At 62.3% G+C, this 18307-nt stretch carries 22 protein-coding genes and 1 riboswitch; of the genes, 10 read left to right on the forward strand and 12 right to left on the reverse strand.

Annotated features, from left to right (window positions below; genetic code table 11):
* Position 1: 1 nt before the first annotated feature.
* Genes AC04PH_RS01630 through AC04PH_RS01645 form a run of 4 tightly spaced genes read right to left on the reverse strand, consistent with a single transcriptional unit; the run spans position 2 to position 1327 of the window.
* Positions 2-268 carry a flagellar biosynthetic protein FliQ gene (locus tag AC04PH_RS01630; protein WP_483063997.1) on the reverse strand — a complete coding sequence of 89 codons (267 nt, stop codon included), beginning with the start codon at positions 266-268 and terminating at the stop codon, positions 2-4.
* 1 nt (position 269) lies between these two features.
* Positions 270-551 (reverse strand): flagellar hook-basal body complex protein FliE, encoded by a 282-nt coding sequence (fliE, locus tag AC04PH_RS01635; protein WP_483063998.1) that lies wholly within the window; start codon positions 549-551, stop codon positions 270-272.
* A gap of 12 nt (positions 552-563) precedes the next feature.
* Positions 564-938, reverse strand: a complete 375-nt coding sequence (gene flgC, locus AC04PH_RS01640; RefSeq protein WP_483063999.1) for a flagellar basal body rod protein FlgC — start codon at positions 936-938, stop codon at positions 564-566.
* 8 nt (positions 939-946) lie between these two features.
* Positions 947-1327, reverse strand: coding sequence for a FlgB family protein (locus AC04PH_RS01645; RefSeq protein ID WP_483064000.1), 381 nt, complete (start codon positions 1325-1327; stop codon positions 947-949).
* A gap of 83 nt (positions 1328-1410) precedes the next feature.
* Here AC04PH_RS01645 and AC04PH_RS01650 point away from each other — a divergent pair, with 83 nt between their 5' ends.
* Positions 1411-2745 carry a FliI/YscN family ATPase gene (locus AC04PH_RS01650; RefSeq protein WP_483064001.1) on the forward strand — a complete coding sequence of 445 codons (1335 nt, stop codon included), beginning with the start codon at positions 1411-1413 and terminating at the stop codon, positions 2743-2745.
* Here AC04PH_RS01650 and AC04PH_RS01655 read toward each other — a convergent pair.
* The 6 genes from AC04PH_RS01655 to AC04PH_RS01680 all read right to left on the reverse strand — a co-directional run bounded on the left by AC04PH_RS01655 (position 2735) and on the right by AC04PH_RS01680 (position 6494).
* Positions 2735-3538, reverse strand: a complete 804-nt coding sequence (locus AC04PH_RS01655) for a DUF1217 domain-containing protein (RefSeq protein WP_483064002.1) — start codon at positions 3536-3538, stop codon at positions 2735-2737. The genes AC04PH_RS01650 and AC04PH_RS01655 overlap by 11 nt on opposite strands.
* On the reverse strand, positions 3535-3939 hold the full coding sequence (gene flbT / locus AC04PH_RS01660; RefSeq protein WP_483064003.1) for a flagellar biosynthesis repressor FlbT: 405 nt from the start codon (positions 3937-3939) through the stop codon (positions 3535-3537). Before flbT ends, AC04PH_RS01655 begins: the two co-directional genes overlap by 4 nt.
* Positions 3939-4313: a flagellar biosynthesis regulator FlaF gene (gene flaF / locus AC04PH_RS01665; protein WP_483064004.1), complete on the reverse strand. Its 375-nt coding sequence runs from the start codon at positions 4311-4313 to the stop codon at positions 3939-3941. Before flaF ends, flbT begins: the two co-directional genes overlap by 1 nt.
* 92 nt (positions 4314-4405) lie before the next feature.
* Entirely contained in the window at positions 4406-5671 is a 1266-nt protein-coding gene (locus tag AC04PH_RS01670; RefSeq protein ID WP_483064005.1) for a flagellin N-terminal helical domain-containing protein, read from the reverse strand.
* Between the two features lie 204 nt (positions 5672-5875).
* Positions 5876-6217 (reverse strand): hypothetical protein, encoded by a 342-nt coding sequence (locus tag AC04PH_RS01675; protein ID WP_483064006.1) that lies wholly within the window; start codon positions 6215-6217, stop codon positions 5876-5878.
* The gene (locus tag AC04PH_RS01680; RefSeq protein WP_483064007.1) at positions 6210-6494 is read right to left on the reverse strand and encodes a rod-binding protein; all 285 of its coding nucleotides are present in this window, start codon (positions 6492-6494) and stop codon (positions 6210-6212) included. Before AC04PH_RS01680 ends, AC04PH_RS01675 begins: the two co-directional genes overlap by 8 nt.
* 110 nt (positions 6495-6604) lie before the next feature.
* On the opposite strand from AC04PH_RS01680, the gene AC04PH_RS01685 reads away from it, so the two are divergent.
* The gene (locus tag AC04PH_RS01685; protein ID WP_483064008.1) at positions 6605-8131 is read left to right on the forward strand and encodes a flagellar hook-length control protein FliK; all 1527 of its coding nucleotides are present in this window, start codon (positions 6605-6607) and stop codon (positions 8129-8131) included.
* Positions 8132-8140: 9 nt separating this feature from the next.
* Positions 8141-8800, forward strand: coding sequence for a flagellar hook capping FlgD N-terminal domain-containing protein (locus AC04PH_RS01690; protein WP_483064009.1), 660 nt, complete (start codon positions 8141-8143; stop codon positions 8798-8800).
* Between the two features lie 63 nt (positions 8801-8863).
* Here the strand turns inward: AC04PH_RS01690 and AC04PH_RS01695 are convergent, their stop codons facing one another.
* Positions 8864-9418 (reverse strand): LuxR C-terminal-related transcriptional regulator, encoded by a 555-nt coding sequence (locus tag AC04PH_RS01695; RefSeq protein WP_483064010.1) that lies wholly within the window; start codon positions 9416-9418, stop codon positions 8864-8866.
* Positions 9419-9480: 62 nt separating this feature from the next.
* Between AC04PH_RS01695 and AC04PH_RS01700 the strand changes: the two genes are divergently transcribed.
* Together AC04PH_RS01700 and AC04PH_RS01705 are read left to right on the forward strand one after the other, a co-directional pair.
* Positions 9481-10794 (forward strand): acetylornithine deacetylase/succinyl-diaminopimelate desuccinylase family protein, encoded by a 1314-nt coding sequence (locus AC04PH_RS01700; protein WP_483064011.1) that lies wholly within the window; start codon positions 9481-9483, stop codon positions 10792-10794.
* Between the two features lie 21 nt (positions 10795-10815).
* A complete protein-coding gene (locus tag AC04PH_RS01705; RefSeq protein ID WP_483064012.1) occupies positions 10816-12297 on the forward strand; it encodes an ABC transporter substrate-binding protein in 1482 nt (493 codons plus the stop codon).
* A 41-nt stretch (positions 12298-12338) separates the two neighbouring features.
* Here the strand turns inward: AC04PH_RS01705 and AC04PH_RS01710 are convergent, their stop codons facing one another.
* Complete coding sequence (locus AC04PH_RS01710) at positions 12339-12755, reverse strand: 6,7-dimethyl-8-ribityllumazine synthase (RefSeq protein ID WP_483064013.1); 417 nt, start codon at positions 12753-12755, stop codon at positions 12339-12341.
* A 78-nt stretch (positions 12756-12833) separates the two neighbouring features.
* Positions 12834-12974, reverse strand: a riboswitch (FMN riboswitch).
* Between the two features lie 34 nt (positions 12975-13008).
* Between AC04PH_RS01710 and AC04PH_RS01715 the strand changes: the two genes are divergently transcribed.
* Genes AC04PH_RS01715 through AC04PH_RS01735 form a run of 5 tightly spaced genes read left to right on the forward strand, consistent with a single transcriptional unit; the run spans position 13009 to position 18304 of the window.
* Complete coding sequence (locus AC04PH_RS01715; protein ID WP_483064014.1) at positions 13009-13500, forward strand: GNAT family N-acetyltransferase; 492 nt, start codon at positions 13009-13011, stop codon at positions 13498-13500.
* Positions 13500-14447, forward strand: a complete 948-nt coding sequence (locus AC04PH_RS01720) for an ABC transporter permease (protein ID WP_483064015.1) — start codon at positions 13500-13502, stop codon at positions 14445-14447. The genes AC04PH_RS01715 and AC04PH_RS01720 overlap by 1 nt, the downstream gene beginning before the upstream one ends.
* Positions 14444-15259 carry an ABC transporter permease gene (locus AC04PH_RS01725; protein WP_483064016.1) on the forward strand — a complete coding sequence of 272 codons (816 nt, stop codon included), beginning with the start codon at positions 14444-14446 and terminating at the stop codon, positions 15257-15259. Before AC04PH_RS01720 ends, AC04PH_RS01725 begins: the two co-directional genes overlap by 4 nt.
* Positions 15256-16860 (forward strand): ABC transporter ATP-binding protein, encoded by a 1605-nt coding sequence (locus AC04PH_RS01730; protein WP_483066129.1) that lies wholly within the window; start codon positions 15256-15258, stop codon positions 16858-16860. Before AC04PH_RS01725 ends, AC04PH_RS01730 begins: the two co-directional genes overlap by 4 nt.
* A complete protein-coding gene (locus tag AC04PH_RS01735) occupies positions 16850-18304 on the forward strand; it encodes an aldehyde dehydrogenase family protein (protein WP_483064017.1) in 1455 nt (484 codons plus the stop codon). The genes AC04PH_RS01730 and AC04PH_RS01735 overlap by 11 nt, the downstream gene beginning before the upstream one ends.
* The last annotated feature ends 3 nt before the right edge of the window (positions 18305-18307 follow it).

Below are 18307 nucleotides of genomic sequence, written 5' to 3' on the forward strand. Positions count from 1 at the left end.
ATCAGCCTCCCGAAATCAGCGGCACGAGTGTCGCCTGAAAAAACGAGACGAGCGTTCCGGACATGAAGTTCATTGTGATCCAGAAGACGCCGATGATCGCCGCAAGTTTAGGCACGAATGTCAGCGTCATTTCCTGTATCGAGGTCAGGGCCTGAAAGAGTCCGACGACCAGACCAGACGCCAGCGCGACCGTCAGAATGGGCAGCGAGATCAGGAATGCTGTCCATAATCCCTGCCGCAACGTGTCGAAAAAGAGTGACTGATCCATATCAGACAGGCATCCGCAGGATTTCCTGATAGGCCTCGACCACCTTGTCGCGCACCGTTACCGCGGTCTGCACCGCGAGTTCTGTCTGAGCCAAAGCCTGCACCAGCGTGTGCGGATCGGCACCCGAGGTCATCGCGTCCATCGCAGCGCTCTCGCTGGCCTGCAGCGTGTCATAAAAGCTTTTCGCGGCTCCCACCGCGGTTTCGCCAACGCCTTGGCCGGGCGCGATTGCCGATTTTTCGGCAGCATAGGTCTGGGCGACAAGCGCCGTGCGGATATCCATATTTGCGGTTTCCTAGTTTCTGAGTAGATCCATCAGGGATTGCGACATCTGTCGCACCTGATCGAACATCTTGAGGTTCGCCTCGTAGCTGCGCTGGGCTTCGCGGGCATCGGCGATTTCAATAAGAAGATTGACGTTCGAACCATCATAAAAGCCGCCTGCATCCGCCAGCGGATGGGCGGGGTCATATATCTGCTGCAAAGCCGTTCGGTCGAGCGTCACATCTCCGGTGGCGACCGCACCCATCACGTCCTCGAACGCGACGGTCTTGCGCCGGTAGCCGGGCGTGTCCGTGTTTGCGATGTTTTCGGAAAGGTGGCGCAGGCGGGTGGCCTGTGCCTTCATGCCACTGAACGAGACGCGCATCGCATCTGAAAAATCTGTCATGTCACCCCCTAGCGCCGGACGGTCGTCTGCAGGACGTTGAGCGCATGCCGGTAGATTGCAAGCGCGCGGGAGTGTTCGCGGCTGATCGCCACGCTTTCCAGCATTTCATCCTCGACGGATACAGTGTTGCCGTTCGGCGCCGGTTCAGCCGGGCGCGGCATCGTCGGCGGATTTTGGGAGAGCGCGGTATTTTGCAAGTGTCCCGGCCGGGACGCCCGCATCGCCGCGCTGGCGGCCAGTCCGGAAGCGCCATCGAAAGGCGCGATCTGCATTGCGCGAAACCCCGGTGTGTCGGCGTGGGCGATGTTGCGTGCGACCACGGCCTGTCTGGCACCGGCATGCCGGGCCATGCGGGCGCTGATATCAAAAACGGCGAGCGATTGATGCATTGGGGGCTTCTCCCTCCTCGACTTCAACCAATGCTTAAGGGCGATTCCTTAAAATTGAGTTGTCCGGCATTGGAGGAATCAGGATGAACGATGATCTTTTTGACCGGCTCGTGCTTTCCGTCGCGCCGGTTCTGTCGGTGCGTCCAGTCGGGCGGGTGGATGCGCTTGCTGGCCAACTGGTCAAAATAAGCGGTCTGAACCGGCATGTCGGTCTTGGAGATCGGCTGCAGTGTCTGACACGGGACGCGGCGGGAGAAATTGTCGCGCTGGACCGGACCCACGTGCATATGCTCGCCGACAGCCCCACGTCCGGCATCCGGCTTGACGATCCGGTGCGCCCGGCTCCGCCCAGCATCTTTGCCCCGCATGACAGCTGGATCGGTCGGGTGATCGACCCGGACGGCCTGCCCATCGACGGGCGGCCAATCCTGCCCGGCACGCAAGCGCGCGCCGTGCAGGCGGCACCGCCGGCACCGACCAATCGTCAGCCCCTTGGCGCGCGTCTGGAAACGGGCCTGGCGGTGTTCAACACCCTTCTGCCGATTGTCGCGGGGCAGCGTGTCGGGCTCTTTGCGGGGTCCGGCGTCGGAAAAACGACACTTTTGGGCGATCTGGCCCGGGGCATTGATGCCGATGTCGTGGTTATCGCACTGGTCGGGGAACGTGGGCGCGAGGTTCGCCATTTTGTCGATAACGTCCTTGGTTCCGCCGGTATGGCGCGTGCCATCGTCGTCGCCGCGACATCTGACCGTGCGCCGCACGTCAGGCGACGATGCGCGTGGTCGGCCATGGCGGTTGCGGAATCATTTCGGGATCAGGGGAAATCCGTCCTGTTGCTTGTCGATTCGGTTACGCGGTTTTGCGAAGCACATCGTGAAATTGCTGTCGCTGCCGGAGAGTCGGCCGCGCTGCGTGGCTTTCCGGCCTCGACCGGGCCGGCCGTTGCGGCGCTTTGTGAAAGGGCGGGCCCCGGCGAAAGAGGCAGCGGGACGATAACGGCCATCTTTTCGGTTCTTGTGGCCGGGTCCGATATGGACGAACCGGTCGCCGACCTGCTGCGTGGTGTGCTTGACGGGCATGTCGTGCTGGATCGCACGATTGCAGAGCGCGGGCGATTTCCCGCGGTCGATCTGTTGCGGTCGGTGTCGCGGTCTTTGCCAGATGCGGCGAATGCCGCTGAAAACGCATTGATCGCTCAGGCACGGAAGTTGCTGGGGCAATATGACCGTGCGGAAATGATGATCCAGGCGGGCCTCTACACGGCGGGGTCGGATCCGGCAATTGACGCGGCCATCGCCTGCCAGCCCGCGCTGGACCGGTTTCTGGCGATCAAGGATGCGCGCGGCACCAGCGCCCATTTCGCCGTCCTTCGTCAGGCGGTGGATGCGCAGAAAAAGGCTGTCACCGCTACACCGTGACCGGTACGGATTGCAGCAGGGTCAGCGCCGTGGACAAACCGCTGCTGTTCGCGGCAGGCGCTGCCTCGGCCCGCAGCAGAAACAACCGGACCAGTTTTTCCTGCACGACCGGATCGGCGAATCCGTCGACGCGGCTGGTACCGAAAACACGATCGGCACGGTCCTGAAAAGCATCAAGTTGCTGATCAAGATCGATGCTTGCCAGTTGTTGGGGCAGACCCAGCGCCGTCTGGAACACCTGTCGCAGCGGTTGATTTCCCATCACCGCAAACCATTGTGCGGATGTTCCGCGCGTATCGGACACGATCTCGCGCAGCGACTGATCGAGGTTGAGCGCGAGGCGCATGTTGTTGTCCTGCGTGCCCACCGCGCGTTCGAATTGACGTGTTTCAAACCGGTCCACGATGTCTGCCGCCAAAGTCGGAGCGGTGGTCAGTGGCACCCCGAAGTCGCCAAAGCCGAACGCGCGCGAAAATGCGGCATACCGTTTGTCGGAAAGCCGGTTGGCCAGCGCGTCTTCGGCTGTTGTTCCGTCTTCCAGGATTTTGCGAATGAAGAACCGGTTGTCGATGTCATCGTCAAGGCCGAATGCGCCCAGCGCCACGGTCAAAAGGCGACGGTCGTCGACGAGGTCAGCCGCCGTTGCGATGCTCCCGATCTTTTGCATGAAATAATCGTTCGCCCGGGCGACCGGTGCGCTTTCACGAAACGCGGCCTGTTGGGTATCAAGCGTGCGCTGCAGAAAGCGCCAGCCGGCGTAGCCGGAAAGCGGCACGACCGGCTGAAAGCTCATGTCGGATAGGCCGCCATCAGGCGCGTCTCGCGCGGGATCAACGCACGCAGTGATTTCAGAACGCGGTAGAAATCGTCATTCTGTGTCGCCGTCGAGGCCGCGTCGAGATATGCGCGGCTGTCGTCATCGCGCAATGCCTGCGACAACTGTTCGATGCCCTGCATCAGTTGCGGTCGCGCCCGGTCGCATGCAACGTCCCCGGACAGGACCAGCTGCGCGATATAGCAGACGCGCCGCACCGGGGTATTTGCCTCGTCCGGTCGGATCGCGTCGCGCAGCCGGAGAATATTGGTGTTCGGCGTCATGACGGACAAGCGGCTGCGCCGGTCGCCGTTTTCCACGACGGCGCCGTTGATCAGCACTCGCTCATGTGGGTTCAATTTGAGCACGAGTCCCGACATCAGACCGTCGCACGCGCGTTGAGTCCGCGCAGAATTGCGGTGTTGATGTCGATCAGCGGGGCGGTCGATGCGGCGTCCTGCAAGACCTTGCGGGTGTGCGATTGCGTGAATTGCGCGAGCGCAAAAAGCTGCGCGCGCAGATCGTCCGGTAAGCCGTTGTCGGGATCGGCAAGATCGGTCGCCAAAGTGATCCACAGCTTCCGGTTATCGTGCAACGCGGCGACATGGGCGGGAAAGTCGATCCCGGCTCTGTCGGAGGCACGGCGCAGACGGGCCGTTACGTTGGCGAAAACCTGTGCTTCGACGGCCCGATGGGATTTCAACGGGTGGTGCGCGGGGGCATAGGCTTGCAAGGCAAGATCGGTTGCGTTCAAGGGACGGTCCTTTCGGGACGGAATGGCGCGGAAGACGGCTTTGCCGCCCTATGGGGCGTCCCGGGGGCCTGTTGGTGCCCCCGGAAACTCGTTTACCGGAAAAGCGAAAGGATCGATTGCGGCGCCTGATTGGCAATCGACAGTGATTGCACGCCCAACTGCTGTTGCACCTGCAGGGCCTGGAGCCGTGCGGACGCCTCTTCCATGTTGGCATCGACCAGTGCACCGATCCCCGACTTCAGACTGTCGGACAACGAACTGACGAAGTCATTCTGGATCGAAATCCGCCCCTCGACCGAGCCAAAGGCCGCGGCCGCGTCGATCGATTTCGAAATCAGGCTTTCAAAGGCGCTCAAAGATGCCTTCGCCCCGTCCAGCGTCGATACGTCGACCTTGCCCAGCAACTCCAGCCCGCCGCCGACCGTGCCTTCCGTCGTGACGGCGATGGCAGAGGTGATCGATGCGCCCGTGTCGTTGGCGATGGAAATCGCTGCACCGCTGCGCGACACTTCCAGTCCTGTCACGCCATCCGCCTTGATCTGGTACTGGAATGACGCTTCGAGCGCCTTGGCGATGTCCGTGACGGTATCGCCGTCTCGCGCGACATATGTCACATTGGCCGACAGGCCGAACGGTGCGCCCGTGATGCTGTAACTGTCCCCGGCCAGCACGGCGTTGCCATCGCGCGCTGCAAGACCCGAATCGCCCGCGACCGTCAGTGTGCCGACGGCACCGTCGGCGATCGCGCCGGCCCCGGACAGGGCGGTTGCCGCCGTGATGTCCGTTCCCGTGCCGACAGTTCCGACACCCAGTCCAAGATCCTGCTTGCCGGCACTGATCGAGGAGGAGGATACCGTCTGGTCCGCCGCCCGATCCAGCGACGACAGAATGCTCACACTGCCCGAACCCTTGTTGCCAAGAATTGCGGCAAGGCTGGCACCGGTTTCGGTGTTCGACAGTAGGTTCAGCCCATTGAACTGGGCAGCACCGGTAATGCTCGTGATCTGGTCGCGCAGTGCGGACAAATCGGTCTGAAGCGTTTCCGCGTCGAAGTTTTCCTCGTTCGCGGCGATGATCTTGCCTTTGATATCATTCAGCAGATCGGTAATTTTTTCCGCACCATTGCGGGCCACCGCCACGGTGGACTCACCTAGGGACAGGCTTTCCGAAATAGCCTTGAAGCCCTTCACGTCGGACTCCATCACCTTGGAAATGGCCCAGACAGCCGCGTTGTCCTTGGCGCTGCCGACCGCCTTGCCGGTCGAGATCATGGATTGCGTTTTCGACAGATCGTTGTTGATGGATTTCAGGGTCTGCAGCGCGACCATCGCGCTGTTGTTGGTCAGAATACTGGACATATTTCATGGTCCTTCATGGGAAACGCTTTTGCGTCGGTTTCTTGGCATGGCCCCCGAAGCGGAGGCCGGTTTGGACCGTCATTCTGACAGGGCGATCAACCATCGAATCAATCGAACCGTTCTGGCGTGCGTCCCTTATGGGTTCAGGAAGTGAAGGGGGTCTTAATCGCGGCGGAGGAAAATAAGTCTCTTGCTTGCGAAAGCCTAGGCCTTGCTGTCCAACCCCTTGCGCCCCACGGCCCTTGTCGTCAGGCGTCCATCCGGCGTGTAGACCGACAGTTCGTTCCGGACGCGCGCGAGATCGGCAAGCCGCTGCCGCGCGCCGGCGATTCCGCGGATTGCCGCAGCGAGCAAAGCCTGATTCTCCTCAAGCTCGGACATGACACCGGAAAGCGCCTTTGCTTCCTTCGTCAGAGGCGCGATCCGATCAAGTGCAGCTTGTTTTGCGTCACCGAACGCCAGCACATCGTCAAGTCGCCCAGCAAGCAGCGCCTGTCGTTCCTGCGACAGGATATCGGACAGGCATGAAATGTCGGCGTTACCCATCCTGCCGCGCTTTCATGGCTTCGAACAGCGCCTCGGCAAGGCCGATACCGCCGTGTTGCGCGAGGGTCCGGGCCTGTTCTTTACGCAGGAACGACGAAAACTGCTCTTCGCCGATCCCACCCCCAAACGCGCCCCTTGCCGTACCGAATCCGGCTGACTTGAGCATCTCCGACAGAAAGGCCGCTTCAAGTTGCACCGCTGCCGCGCGCAGGGCACGGTCGCTGTCGGCAAGCATCGGCACCGGGGCGGGGCGGGGTGGAACGGGGATGGGTCGCATCGTTTTCTCCGGCAGGGTCGGGTTCGGCCCTTATCGGTGCCAGCGGTAAACATTCGGTAAGCAATTTGCGCGAGGGTGGCCGCGAAAAGACCCGTGACCGGAGCCGTCCCATGCACTTTGCGCCACTGATTGTCGGCGATCCAATCGCCGGTCCGCTGCACGGCGGGACGGCCAGCCAAGTAACGCCGAACGGGGCTGCTATGTTCAGCCTGCTGGTCGCGCAACAGGACGATGCAGTCACGCCCGACGATGTGGAATTGGACAGTGGCAAAATCGACACGCCAGAGGATCACCCTGAAGAATCAACCACACCGAACAAAGATGCCGATGACGTTGATTTCGCAGTGTCGGACGATCCCGTGTCGATTGTCGGGATACTGGCGGCACAAAGCAATGATTCCGGTTCGAAGCGTGCCGGGACCGGTGTTTCAGAGACCGCGACACAGCAAAATGACAAACACCATTCTCATTCAGGACGCGGATTGACTGACGCGCCATCGCAAGGCACGGGGATTTCCGAAGCCCAGTTCGATCATGGACATCACCCGGCCACTGATACGCCATCGCGCGCAGAAATTGCGCAGCATGTGCCACAGCTACAAGCCCATCCGTGGCGCATGGCCTCAATCCAGCCGATGCCTTCGCCAAAGGAAACGCCGGCGTCATCAGTCGATCCGATGCGCGGCCCTCAACCCGCGCCCGGGGCGGTTGTCGGCATGACAGATGTCGACAAAGCGGCGATGCAATCAAGCACGCATCACCTGCGGGATCTCCGGACACAGTACCCGGGACTGACGCCGCGCCAAGCTGAGAATGCGGTTGTATCGGAACCGCTTCGCCCGCGTTTCCCGGCGCGGTCCACGCCCGAAACGGCGGCGCAGCATCATGGCCCGCAGTTTCAGCCCGTGCCTGCACCGCTGCCACCGATAGGCAGCACTGCCACTATGCCCGCGCCTTTGCCCGCAAGTGTTGAAGTCGTCGAATTAGGCAGTCCGGTGGCAATCGAACGCATTGCGACAGGGACGGCAGTCGTTTCACCCGCGCCGCCGATTGTCGCGCCGCAATCCGTCTTCTCGGTTCAAACGCCGAAGCCTGCACCGCTGGCACAGCAATTGAACGACGAGGTTGGCCGCGCTTTGCCCACCGGTGACGAGATCGCGAACGGGGCGGTCGGCACTCAGGGCTTTGATAGGGTTTCATCGGCGCAGATGCCGAATTCGTCTGCAAACCCGCCATCGGGTCCGCGCGACATCTCGCGGCAGGTGGCGGTCGCGATCACTCCGCTGCAGGATCAGGTGACGGAAATTACCCTGCGCCCCGAAGAACTGGGCCGCGTGCGGATGCAATTGACCGGGACCGATGGTCACTTGACGCTCTCGATCATGGCGGAACGCCCGGAAACGTCCGAGCTGATGCGTCGGCATCTTGATATCCTCAGTCAGGAACTGCGCGCGCTCGGTTACGGCACGCTGGCCTTCAGCTTCACCGACGGTGGCGATCGCGGTGGAACATCCGTCGGATCACAGGCCAATGCCGCATTCGAAGAGGTTGGAGTGGAAACCGGACCGATCGAAGACGACGAACCGGACATAGGCGCCAATCAAAATGGATCGACTGCCCTCGATCTTCGACTTTAGGGGACCTGCATGGAAATTGCCCAATCACCGCCTGCTTTGCAAACGCCGGGGGCCACAAATGCGCCGACCGGCAGCACGATCAGCTCCGATTTCGATACGTTCCTGCGCATGCTGACCGTCCAGATGCAGAACCAGGACCCGTTGAACCCGATCGAGTCCTCGGATTATGCGGTTCAGCTTGCCACGTTTTCGGGGGTGGAACAGCAGGTGCAGACCAACGATCTGCTTCGTGATCTCGCCCTTGCACTGCGCGCGGGCGGCCTGTCCGAGCTTTCGGGCTGGGTCGGCAAAGAAGTGCGCGCGCCTGCGGCAGCATCATTTACCGGCAGCCCCGTCAGTATTGTGCCTGTGGTCGCGGCAGAAGCCACGCGCGCAGAGATTGTCGTGCGCGATGCCAACGGGACGGAAGTGCAGCGAATCGACATTGCACCGACATCGGGGCCTGTGGAGTGGGCCGGCGTTGGTCAGGATGGCGCGCCGATGCCGCCGGGCAGTTACAGCTTTCACACCGTCAGCTATGCCGACGCGGCGGTGCTTTCCGAACAGCAGGCGACCGTCTTTGCCATGGTGACCGAGGTACGCAAGATGCCGGATGGCGTCGTGCTTGTCCTCGCAGACGGGCAGACGGTTTCGGCGGCGGAGGTCACCGCGCTGCGTGCCGCGCCCTGACTTCAGGATTTGACCGGTCGCAGGCGACTTGCGCGCGGCTCAGATCATCGCGCAGACCCCGGATCATCCTTTCGGCTGCGCGATACGCCCGAGCAGGTCCGTGGCCCGCCTGACCCCAAATCGTTTGATGAGTCGCCCACGCACGTCGTCGACAGTGCGCGGTGAAATACCCAGTTCCCGCGCGATTTCCTTGCTGGTCAAATGCCTGTTCATCAAACCCAGCACCTGCCGTTCGCGCCGTGTCAGGGTCGGTGGCTGGGTTGCATCCGGTATCTGCGCCACGCTCATGACCAGATGATCGAGAGGCGCGGCGGGCGTCAGCGTCACCGCCCGGAACCGGCACCAGATCGTGTGCCCCGCGCGGTGCCGCAGCAAACGCTCATCGGTGTACTGCCCACCGGCATGAAGAACCGACAGCCCGATATCCCGAATATTATGGAATTCGGCATCTGTGCCATAGAACAGCCTGAAAGACTGCCCCGCCAATGCTGCGGGGCGATATCCAAGCATCCGGGCAAAGGTGCGATTGAAGGTCGCGATCACCCGCTTGCGGGTCATGACGATCCCGATAGGGGCAGCGTCGAACGCTGTCGCGATTAGGTCGGCTGTGTCCGTCATGGTCGGATGATACCGTAATAATACGGTATTGATACCGTATATTTCGATGTCATACTGATGCCATGGGCAAATCTGTCTCACGGCATGACGAAGCGCGCCTTGCACCGCTGATGGCCGCCATCGCGGACCGGCGTGATGCGCTTGTTGCGCTGACCCAGGACCTGATCAGAATACCGACACTGAACCCACCGGGCGAGAATTACCGGGCCATTTGCGACTACCTCGACACCCGGTTGCGGACCGCCGGATTCGAAACGCAATTGGTGCGGGCGGAAGGGACCCCGGGCGACAGCGAGCGTTATCCCCGCTGGAACATCGTCGCGCGGCGCGAGGGCGCGCACAGCGGCGATTGCGTGCACTTCAACAGCCACACCGATGTGGTCGAGGTTGGCAAGGGATGGACGACCGACCCCTTCGGCGGTGCGCTGATCGACGGGAAAATCTACGGGCGCGGCTCCTGCGACATGAAAGGCGGTCTGGCCGCCAGCATCATCGCTGCCGAGGCGTTTCTCGCCTGCTTTCCCGATTTTCACGGCGCGATCGAAATTTCCGGTACGGCCGATGAAGAATCGGGTGGCTACGGCGGTGTCGCCTATCTCGCCGAACAGGGTTTTTTCAGCCCCGACCGCGTGCAGCACGTCATTATCCCCGAACCGCTGAACAAGGATCGCGTCTGCTTGGGGCATCGCGGCGGCTGGTGGGCCGAGATCGAGACGTTCGGCGAAATCGCGCACGGGTCCATGCCGTTTCTGGGAGATTGCGCGGTGCGCCACATGGGGGCCGTGCTCGACAAATTCGAAAGCGAGTTGTTTCCGGCCATGGCGTCCCGCCGCACCGACATGCCCGTCGTTCCAGAAGGCGCGCGGCAATCGACGATGAACATCAATTCAATCCATGGCGGCCAAAAGGAACAGGACGATGACTTCACCGGCCTGCCGGCGCATTGTGTTCCCGACAGTTGCCGGATCGTGATCGACCGCCGGTTCCTTGTCGAGGAACCGCTCGACCAGGTACGGGATGAGGTGGCGGGGATCCTCGAACGCCTCAAGGCGGACAGGCCGCGCTTCGACTATGAAATGCGCGAGTTGAACAGCGTCCTGCCATCCATGACCGATCGGAATGCGCCGGTGGCGGCGACGGTGGCGGCGCAGATCGAACAGGTCATGGGCAGGACCGCAAAGTTCGTCGCTTCACCCGGCACCTACGACCAGAAACATATCGACCGCATCGGGAAACTGAAAAACTGCGTGGCCTATGGCCCCGGCATATTGGAACTGGCGCATAAGCCTGATGAATATGTCGGCGTTGATGATATGATGGACAGTGTCGCGGTCATGGCGCGGAGCCTGGCAGACCTGCTGCTGCCCGCCGACTGACCGCAAATAGGGAGAAACGACATGCATAAATTCACGACGCGGCTTATCGCCTCCAGCGCGCTGGCGCTCTGTGCCGGGATGGCGGCTGCGGAAAACCACAGCATCACCGTCGCCATCCAGTTGGAGCCGCCGAACCTGGACCCGACGGCAGGTGCCGCGCAGGCGATCGACTCAGTGCTTTATTCGAATGTGTTCGAGGGGCTGACCCGCTTTATGGGTGACGGCTCCGTCGTCGCGGGCCTTGCCGAAAGCTGGGAGATTTCCGAGGACGGGACGGAATACACATTCATGCTGCGCGACGGCGTGACCTTTCACGATGGCTCGACCATGGACGCCGAAGATGTGAAATTTTCGCTCGACCGAGCCCGGGCCGAGGACAGCGTGAACGCCCAAAAAGGGCTTTTCGCGGGCATCACCGATGTCACGGTCGTCGACCCGACGACCGTCAAGGTCACGCTGGAACAGCCGAACGGGTCGTTTCTGTTCAATATGGCGTGGGGCGATGCCGTGATCGTGGCACCCGAAACGGCTGACAGCAACGCGACCAACCCGATCGGTACGGGCGCGTTCATGTTCTCAGACTGGGTGCAGGGCGACCGCCTCGAAATGGTGCGCAACGATACCTATTGGGGCGACGCCCCGGCGCTGGAATCCGCGACGTTCCGGTTCATCAGCGATCCGACCGCAGCCTTCGCCGCGGTGATGGCCGAAGACGTGGATGTCTTTGCGGGCTTTCCTGCACCTGAAAACCTGCCGCAATTCGAAGCCGATCCACGCTTCCAGGTGCTCGTCGGTAATACCGAAGGCGAGACGATCCTGTCCACCAACAACAAGATGCCGCCATTCGACAACGTACTGGTCCGTCAGGCCGTTGCCCATGCGATTGACCGTCAGGCGATTATCGACGGCGCGATGTTCGGCTATGGCACCCCCATCGGCACGCATTTCGCGCCGCACAATCCCGACTACGTCGATCTGCTGGATAATTCACCCTACGATCCCGACCGCGCGCGGGAATTGCTGGCCGAGGCCGGTTTTGCCGATGGTTTCACCACCACGTTGAAACTGCCACCACCGTCCTATGCCCGGCGCGGTGGCGAGATCATCGCGGCACAGCTGCGCGAGGTCGGGATCGAAGCGGAAATCAGCAACATCGAATGGGCGCAGTGGATCGAGGAAGTGTTCACCAACAAGGACTTCGGCCTGTCGATCGTCAGCCATACCGAACCGATGGACATCGGGATTTATGCCAACCCCGACTACTATTTCCAGTATGACAATCCCGAGTTTCAGGCCCTGATGACAGATCTTGAGGCGACGGCTGATCCGGCCGCGCGCTCGGACCTTCTGGCGCAGGCGCAGACCATCATCTCGGAGGACTATGTCAACGGATATCTGTTCGAACTGGCTTACCCGACGGTCGCCAAGGCGGGCGTGCAGGGTCTGTGGGAGAACCAGCCGACAGCGGCTGTTGATCTCACAATGGTCAGCTGGGCCGAGTGAACGACATGCCCCGGCAGACCGGTTTTGCCGGGGCAACCTTTTCAGAGCGTCGCGTGGGTCTCTATGATGGCCAGCGCCGCTTCGGCCGCTTCGCGCCCCTTGATACGAAAATGGCCGGAATAGACACTGATATGGTGGTCGGTCTCTTGAAAATGATGTGGCGTGAGGACGACCGACAGGATGGGCGTGCCGGTGGTCAGACCGACATTCATCAGACCCTGCACGACGCTCCCGGCGACAAAATCGTGCCGGTAGATGCCGCCGTCCACGACCAGCGCGGCGCAGATGATGGCGTCATAATCGGGCGCCAGACGCTGGGCCAGCAGCGGCAATTCAAAAGCGCCGGGCACATCGAAGGTGTCGTCGACGGGGGCGATTTCCTGAAACCCCGCCAGCGCCTGATCAACGATTTCGGCGTGCCAGCGGGCCCTGATGAAGGCAAAACGGGGTGGTGTCATTGATGATCTCCTTGGTTTGCAAACGACACGTCACCCAAGGCATCACACGCGGTTGCCCACCGCATTCGGGGCGCCGCCGCGCGGTCTCTTTCATCCAGACTTTCACTGTCAGCCCAGGCGTCGCACCTGATCTGCTCGACCCTTCCACCGGAAGGCGCTCGCGGGCTCGTGTCGCCACATACCGCCGGTGGGGAATTTCACCCCGCCCTGAGAACACGCCGATTGATACACGATTGATACAGTGGCGCAAGCCATGCTGATCCGACCGGAACGCCCTGATGATGCACAGCCGATCCACGATCTGACCGCCGCAGCCTTTGCACCGATGGCGTTCTCTGACGGGACAGAGGCAGCGATCATCGGGCAGCTACGCGACGCGGGCGATCTGTCCCTGTCGCTGGTGGTCGAAGAGGAGGGCGTCCTCGTCGGTCATGTCGCGTTTTCCCCGGTTCAAATCCCCAACGTCAGACACTGGTTCGGCCTTGGTCCCATTGCCGTTGCAATCGCCCGGCAACGACTGGGTATCGGTTCATCCCTCGTCGCCGAGGGGCTTCGTATACTGCAAAAAAAGGGCGCGCAGGGTATCGCGCTGATCGGTGATCCCAAGGTCTACGGGCCAATGGGTTTTACTTCCCGCCCGGCACTGACCTACCGCGACCTTTCGCCGGGACTGGTGCAGTATAGTCGTTTCAAAGGGCCGGAGCCCGCGGGCGAACTGACCTTCGCAAAGGCCTTGGAAAGCTGATGCTGCGCTACGTGCTCTCCCGCCTCCTGTCGCTGGTCGTCAGCCTTTTCGTGGCAAGCATCGTCATCTTTGTCGTGATCGAGATCGTGCCGGGCGACCCGGCGGCCTTTATGCTTGGTGTGAACGCGCGGCCCGATACGGTCGCGGCGCTGCGGGCGGAACTGGGCCTCGATGTCAGCAAGATCGAACGCTATTTCACCTGGGTGACCGGGATGTTGCGCGGTGATTTTGGCACCTCATATACCTACCGCGCGCCGATCGCCGAAATCGTGGCGGATCGGGTCTGGGTCTCGCTGCCGCTGGCGATCTATGCGCTGTTCCTGTCGACCCTGATCGCGTTTCCGGCAGGTATATATGCCGCGTCGCGCCGGGGGAGTGCGGGTGACGTGACGATCATGGGCGCGACACAACTGGGCGTTGCGATCCCGAATTTCTGGTTCGCGATGATCATGGTCGGCATCTTTGCGATCAAACTGCGTTGGTTCAGCGCCGGGGGCTTTCCCGGATGGGACAACGGCGTCCTGAATGGCATCAAGGCGCTGACCCTTCCGGCCATCGCCCTCGCCCTGCCGCAGGCCGCGATTCTGGCGCGGGTCATGCGGTCGTCGCTGCTCGACATGCTGGGCGAGGATTTCATGCGCACCGCGCGGGCCAAGGGCCTGACCCGGAGGCAGGCGCTTTGGAAACATGCGGTGCGCAACGCGCTGATCCCGGTGCTGACGATTATCGGGTTGCAGTTTTCGTTCCTGCTGGCCGGTGGCATCGTCATCGAACAGGTGTTTTTCCTGCCAGGGCTGGGTCGGCTGATTTTCCAGTCGATCAGCGCGCGTGACCTGATCGTCGTGGAAAGCGTCGTCATGCTGCTGGTCTTTATGGTGATCGTCGTGAACTTCGCTGTCGATCTGGCCTATGCCGCCGTCGACCCGAGATTGAGGACGAGGACATGAGGCGCGGATTGATCTTCGGTGCGTGTCTGACGCTGACCTTTGTGGCACTCGCGCTGCTGTCATTCGCGTGGACACCCTATGACATCAACGCGCTGGATATCCCCAATAAACTGCACCCGCCGGATACCCGCAACTGGCTCGGCACTGACCATTTCGGGCGCGACATCACGTCGATGATCATGATGGGCGCGCGCACCTCAATCGCCGTCGCACTTGTCGCGGTCGGCATCGGTATGGGGCTTGGCATTCCGCTCGGCCTTTGGGCGGCGGCGCGGCGCGGATCCTTGCTCGACGAGGTGATCATGCGGGGCAACGATCTGATCTTCGCCTTCCCGTCGCTCGTCATCGCGATCCTGATTACAGCGGTATTCGGTGCATCCGCCGTCAACGCGATCATCGCGATCGGGATTTTCAACATCCCCGTTTTCGCGCGCCTCACCCGCTCTGCCGCGCTGTCGCTGTGGGAGCGTGATTTCATCCTTGCCGCGCGCGTGTCGGGCAAATCCGCCTTCCGTATTTCGTTCGAACATATACTGCCCAACATCACCAACCTGATGATCGTGCAGGGCACGATCCAGTTCAGCCTGGGCATCTTGGCAGAGGCCGCGTTGTCCTACATTGGCCTTGGCGCACAGCCCCCCACGGCAAGCTGGGGGCGAATGCTGGCCGATGCCCAGACACTCGTCAGCTTCGCGCCGCACACGGCCCTGGTTCCCGGCATGGCGATCGTCCTGATGGTGCTGGGGCTGAACCTGATGGGCGACGGCCTGCGCGATTGGCTCGATCCCAGAATGCGGGTGGCGCGGGTATGACGCTACTGTCGATACAGGGTCTATCGCTGGGGATTCACGATATCCCGATTTTGCACGACGTGAGCTTCGACGTCGCCGCGGGCGAGATCGTCGCGGTGACCGGCGAAAGCGGATCGGGCAAGTCGATGACCGCGCTCGCGATCATGGGTCTTTTGCCGCGTGGCGCGAATACGAACGGCCGCATCATGCTCGACGGCGTCGATGTCACCGCCACACCGGAACCGGAGCTTTGCAGGATGCGCGGCAACGACATGGGCATGGTGTTTCAGGAGCCGATGACCGCACTCAATCCGGTCCAGACCATCGGCGACCAAGTAGCAGAGGCCATTCTGGTGCATGAGGGCGGCTCGCGGAAGCAGGCTCTGCTCCGGGCCGCCGAGACGCTCGAACGTGTCGGCCTGCCCAATGATCGCTTCCCGCTCGGGCGTTACCCGCACGAGCTGTCGGGGGGCCAGCGACAGCGTGTCGTCATCGCGACCGCCATCGCCCTGCGCCCCAGGCTGTTGATCGCGGACGAGCCGACGACCGCCCTCGATGTGACGACGCAGGCGACGATCCTGGACCTGCTGAAGGGTCTGGTCGACGAATTCGGGATGGGTCTGGTCATGATCACCCACGACCTTGCCGTCGTCAGCCAGTTTGCGGACCGCATCGTCGTGATGCAGCACGGGCGCCTTGTCGAACAGGGGGCGACAACGCATCTGCTCCACAACATGCAGCACCCATACACGAAAGCATTGTTCGCCGCTTCCGGTCATCGGGTCGATCTGCCAAAGCCGCCTCCGCCCGCGCCTTTGCTGTCGGTCCGCGACGTGGTGCGAGACTACGCCCTCCCGCGCATGCCGTTTACCGCCGCACGTCACTTCCGCGCCGTGGATCACGTGAGTTTCGATCTGCAGCGTGGCGAGCGGCTCGGCCTCGTGGGCGAGTCCGGCTGCGGAAAATCGACTCTGACGCGGGCCATTCTGGGTCTTGAGCCCGTCCAGGCGGGTCAGATCACGCTGGATGGCATGCCGGTTGACGCGGGCAAGCGACCCAACACCGTGGTCCGCCGCAAGATGCAGGTCGTGTTTCAGGACCCCTTCGGCTCTTTCAACCCCCGGCACCGCGTCGACCGCCTGATCACCGAACCGTTTCACCTTATGGATCACCCGCCCAAGGGCGCCGCGCGCGCGACCGCGATTGCAAAGGCCCTGACCGACGTGGGTCTGAAGGCTGCGGATGCAAAGAAGTACATTCACGAATTTTCGGGCGGACAGCGGCAGCGCATCGCCATCGCGCGCGCGCTGATCACCTCGCCCGATCTTATCGTCTTTGACGAGGCCGTTTCGGCACTCGACGTTTCCGTGCGGGCGCAGGTGCTCGATCTGCTCGCCGACCTCTGCCGTGACCGTCCGTTGTCCTATCTGTTCATCAGCCACGATCTGTCGGTGGTGCGCACGGTGACCGATCGCGTTCTCGTCATGCAGGCCGGGAAAATCGTGGAACAGGGCGAAACAGAGACTGTTTTCGCCGATCCGCAACACCCCTACACGCAGACCCTTCTTGCCGTCGCACCGCGTCTGCCAAATCTGGAAAGGACTGCCGCGCATGTGTCTTGAGGCTTTCGGTATCGACCCGTCACACAACCTGATCGGCGGCCAGTGGCTGCCACCGCAGACAGGCCGGACCTTGCCACTGATCAACCCGTCCGACGGCACGGCGCTTTGCGACATCGCCGGAAGTGACACGCAGGACATCGACGCTGCCGTTCATGCCGCACAGGCAGCCCGCGACGGTGCGTGGGGCCGCACGACTGCGCTGGAGCGTGGCCGTATCCTGACCCGCATCGGACAGCGTGTACTCGACAACGTCGAAACGCTCGCCCGGCTGGAGGCCGCGGATGTCGGCAAACCGCTGACACAGGCCCGCGCCGACGCGGTGGCACTTGCCCGCTACATGGAATTCTACGGCGGGGCTGCCGATAAGGTGATGGGCGAAACGATCCCCTATCTGGACGGCTACACCGTCTATACCCTGCGCGAGCCGCACGGCGTGACGGGTCACATCATCCCTTGGAACTACCCGATGCAGATCATCGGCCGCTCGGTCGGTGCGGCGCTGGCGATGGGGAACGCCTGCGTGCTGAAACCTGCGGAAGAGGCCTGCCTGACCGCACTGGCGTTTGCGGCAATCGCGACCGAAGCCGGCCTTCCGCCCGGCGCGCTGAATGTCGTGAACGGTACCGGCGCGGAGGCGGGCGCGGCCCTTGCGGCGCATCCGGGCCTGCAGCATATCTCCTTTACCGGATCGGTCCGCACCGGCGAGATGATCCAGGCGGCAGCTGCAAGGAATGTGGTTCCCGTAACGCTGGAACTCGGCGGCAAGTCTCCGCAACTTGTATTCGACGATGCCGACATCGACCGCGCGCTGCCGTTTCTGGTGAATGCAGGTGTGCAGAACGCGGGGCAGACCTGCTCGGCCGCGTCGCGCATTCTGGTGCAGCGCGGTGTCTATGACATGGTACGCGACCGTATGGCAGCGGCCTACTCGGCGATGACGGTCGGCCCGGCGCTCGACGATCACACCCTCGGCCCGCTGATCTCTGCCCGGCAAAAGGGCATCGTGGCGGCTTTTCTGGACCAGGGCGCGGACCTTACCGTCGCGGCAAGAGGGCAGATCGACGCCGCCGCCCCGGAACACGGTGCCTATGTCGCGCCGACACTCTTTGCCGACGTCCCGCCCGATCACCCGCTGGCGCAAGAGGAAATCTTCGGCCCCGTGCAGGTGCTCATCCCCTTCGAGACGGAGGCCGAGGCGTTGCAGGTCGCCAATAGCACCGACTATGGCCTTGTCGCGGCGGTCTGGACAGCGGATGGCGGGCGGCAGATGCGGCTGGCGAAAGCCCTGAAAGCGGGCCAGGTCTTTATCAACAACTACGGCGCGGGTGGGGGTGTCGAACTACCCTTCGGCGGTGTCGGGAAATCGGGCCACGGTCGCGAAAAAGGGTTCGAGGCGCTTTATGGCTTCTCTACCCTCAAAACCGTCGCGGCCTGGCACGGATAGGAG

The organism is Yoonia sp. KMU-150 (assembly GCF_056858355.1).

Excerpts from the sequence above, each read along its gene's own strand:
- AC04PH_RS01630 (WP_483063997.1), bottom strand. The coding sequence starts at position 268 with ATGGATCAGTCACTCTTTTTCGACACGTTGCGGCAGGGATTATGGACA.
- fliE (WP_483063998.1), bottom strand. The coding sequence starts at position 551 with ATGGATATCCGCACGGCGCTTGTCGCCCAGACCTATGCTGCCGAAAAA.
- flgC (WP_483063999.1), bottom strand. The coding sequence starts at position 938 with ATGACAGATTTTTCAGATGCGATGCGCGTCTCGTTCAGTGGCATGAAG.
- AC04PH_RS01645 (WP_483064000.1), bottom strand. The coding sequence starts at position 1,327 with ATGCATCAATCGCTCGCCGTTTTTGATATCAGCGCCCGCATGGCCCGG.
- AC04PH_RS01650 (WP_483064001.1), top strand. The coding sequence starts at position 1,411 with ATGAACGATGATCTTTTTGACCGGCTCGTGCTTTCCGTCGCGCCGGTT.
- AC04PH_RS01655 (WP_483064002.1), bottom strand. The coding sequence starts at position 3,538 with ATGAGCTTTCAGCCGGTCGTGCCGCTTTCCGGCTACGCCGGCTGGCGC.
- flbT (WP_483064003.1), bottom strand. The coding sequence starts at position 3,939 with ATGTCGGGACTCGTGCTCAAATTGAACCCACATGAGCGAGTGCTGATC.
- AC04PH_RS01670 (WP_483064005.1), bottom strand. The coding sequence starts at position 5,671 with ATGTCCAGTATTCTGACCAACAACAGCGCGATGGTCGCGCTGCAGACC.
- AC04PH_RS01675 (WP_483064006.1), bottom strand. The coding sequence starts at position 6,217 with ATGGGTAACGCCGACATTTCATGCCTGTCCGATATCCTGTCGCAGGAA.
- AC04PH_RS01680 (WP_483064007.1), bottom strand. The coding sequence starts at position 6,494 with ATGCGACCCATCCCCGTTCCACCCCGCCCCGCCCCGGTGCCGATGCTT.
- AC04PH_RS01685 (WP_483064008.1), top strand. The coding sequence starts at position 6,605 with ATGCACTTTGCGCCACTGATTGTCGGCGATCCAATCGCCGGTCCGCTG.
- AC04PH_RS01690 (WP_483064009.1), top strand. The coding sequence starts at position 8,141 with ATGGAAATTGCCCAATCACCGCCTGCTTTGCAAACGCCGGGGGCCACA.
- AC04PH_RS01695 (WP_483064010.1), bottom strand. The coding sequence starts at position 9,418 with ATGACGGACACAGCCGACCTAATCGCGACAGCGTTCGACGCTGCCCCT.
- AC04PH_RS01700 (WP_483064011.1), top strand. The coding sequence starts at position 9,481 with ATGGGCAAATCTGTCTCACGGCATGACGAAGCGCGCCTTGCACCGCTG.
- AC04PH_RS01705 (WP_483064012.1), top strand. The coding sequence starts at position 10,816 with ATGCATAAATTCACGACGCGGCTTATCGCCTCCAGCGCGCTGGCGCTC.
- AC04PH_RS01710 (WP_483064013.1), bottom strand. The coding sequence starts at position 12,755 with ATGACACCACCCCGTTTTGCCTTCATCAGGGCCCGCTGGCACGCCGAA.
- AC04PH_RS01715 (WP_483064014.1), top strand. The coding sequence starts at position 13,009 with ATGCTGATCCGACCGGAACGCCCTGATGATGCACAGCCGATCCACGAT.
- AC04PH_RS01720 (WP_483064015.1), top strand. The coding sequence starts at position 13,500 with ATGCTGCGCTACGTGCTCTCCCGCCTCCTGTCGCTGGTCGTCAGCCTT.
- AC04PH_RS01725 (WP_483064016.1), top strand. The coding sequence starts at position 14,444 with ATGAGGCGCGGATTGATCTTCGGTGCGTGTCTGACGCTGACCTTTGTG.
- AC04PH_RS01730 (WP_483066129.1), top strand. The coding sequence starts at position 15,256 with ATGACGCTACTGTCGATACAGGGTCTATCGCTGGGGATTCACGATATC.
- AC04PH_RS01735 (WP_483064017.1), top strand. The coding sequence starts at position 16,850 with ATGTGTCTTGAGGCTTTCGGTATCGACCCGTCACACAACCTGATCGGC.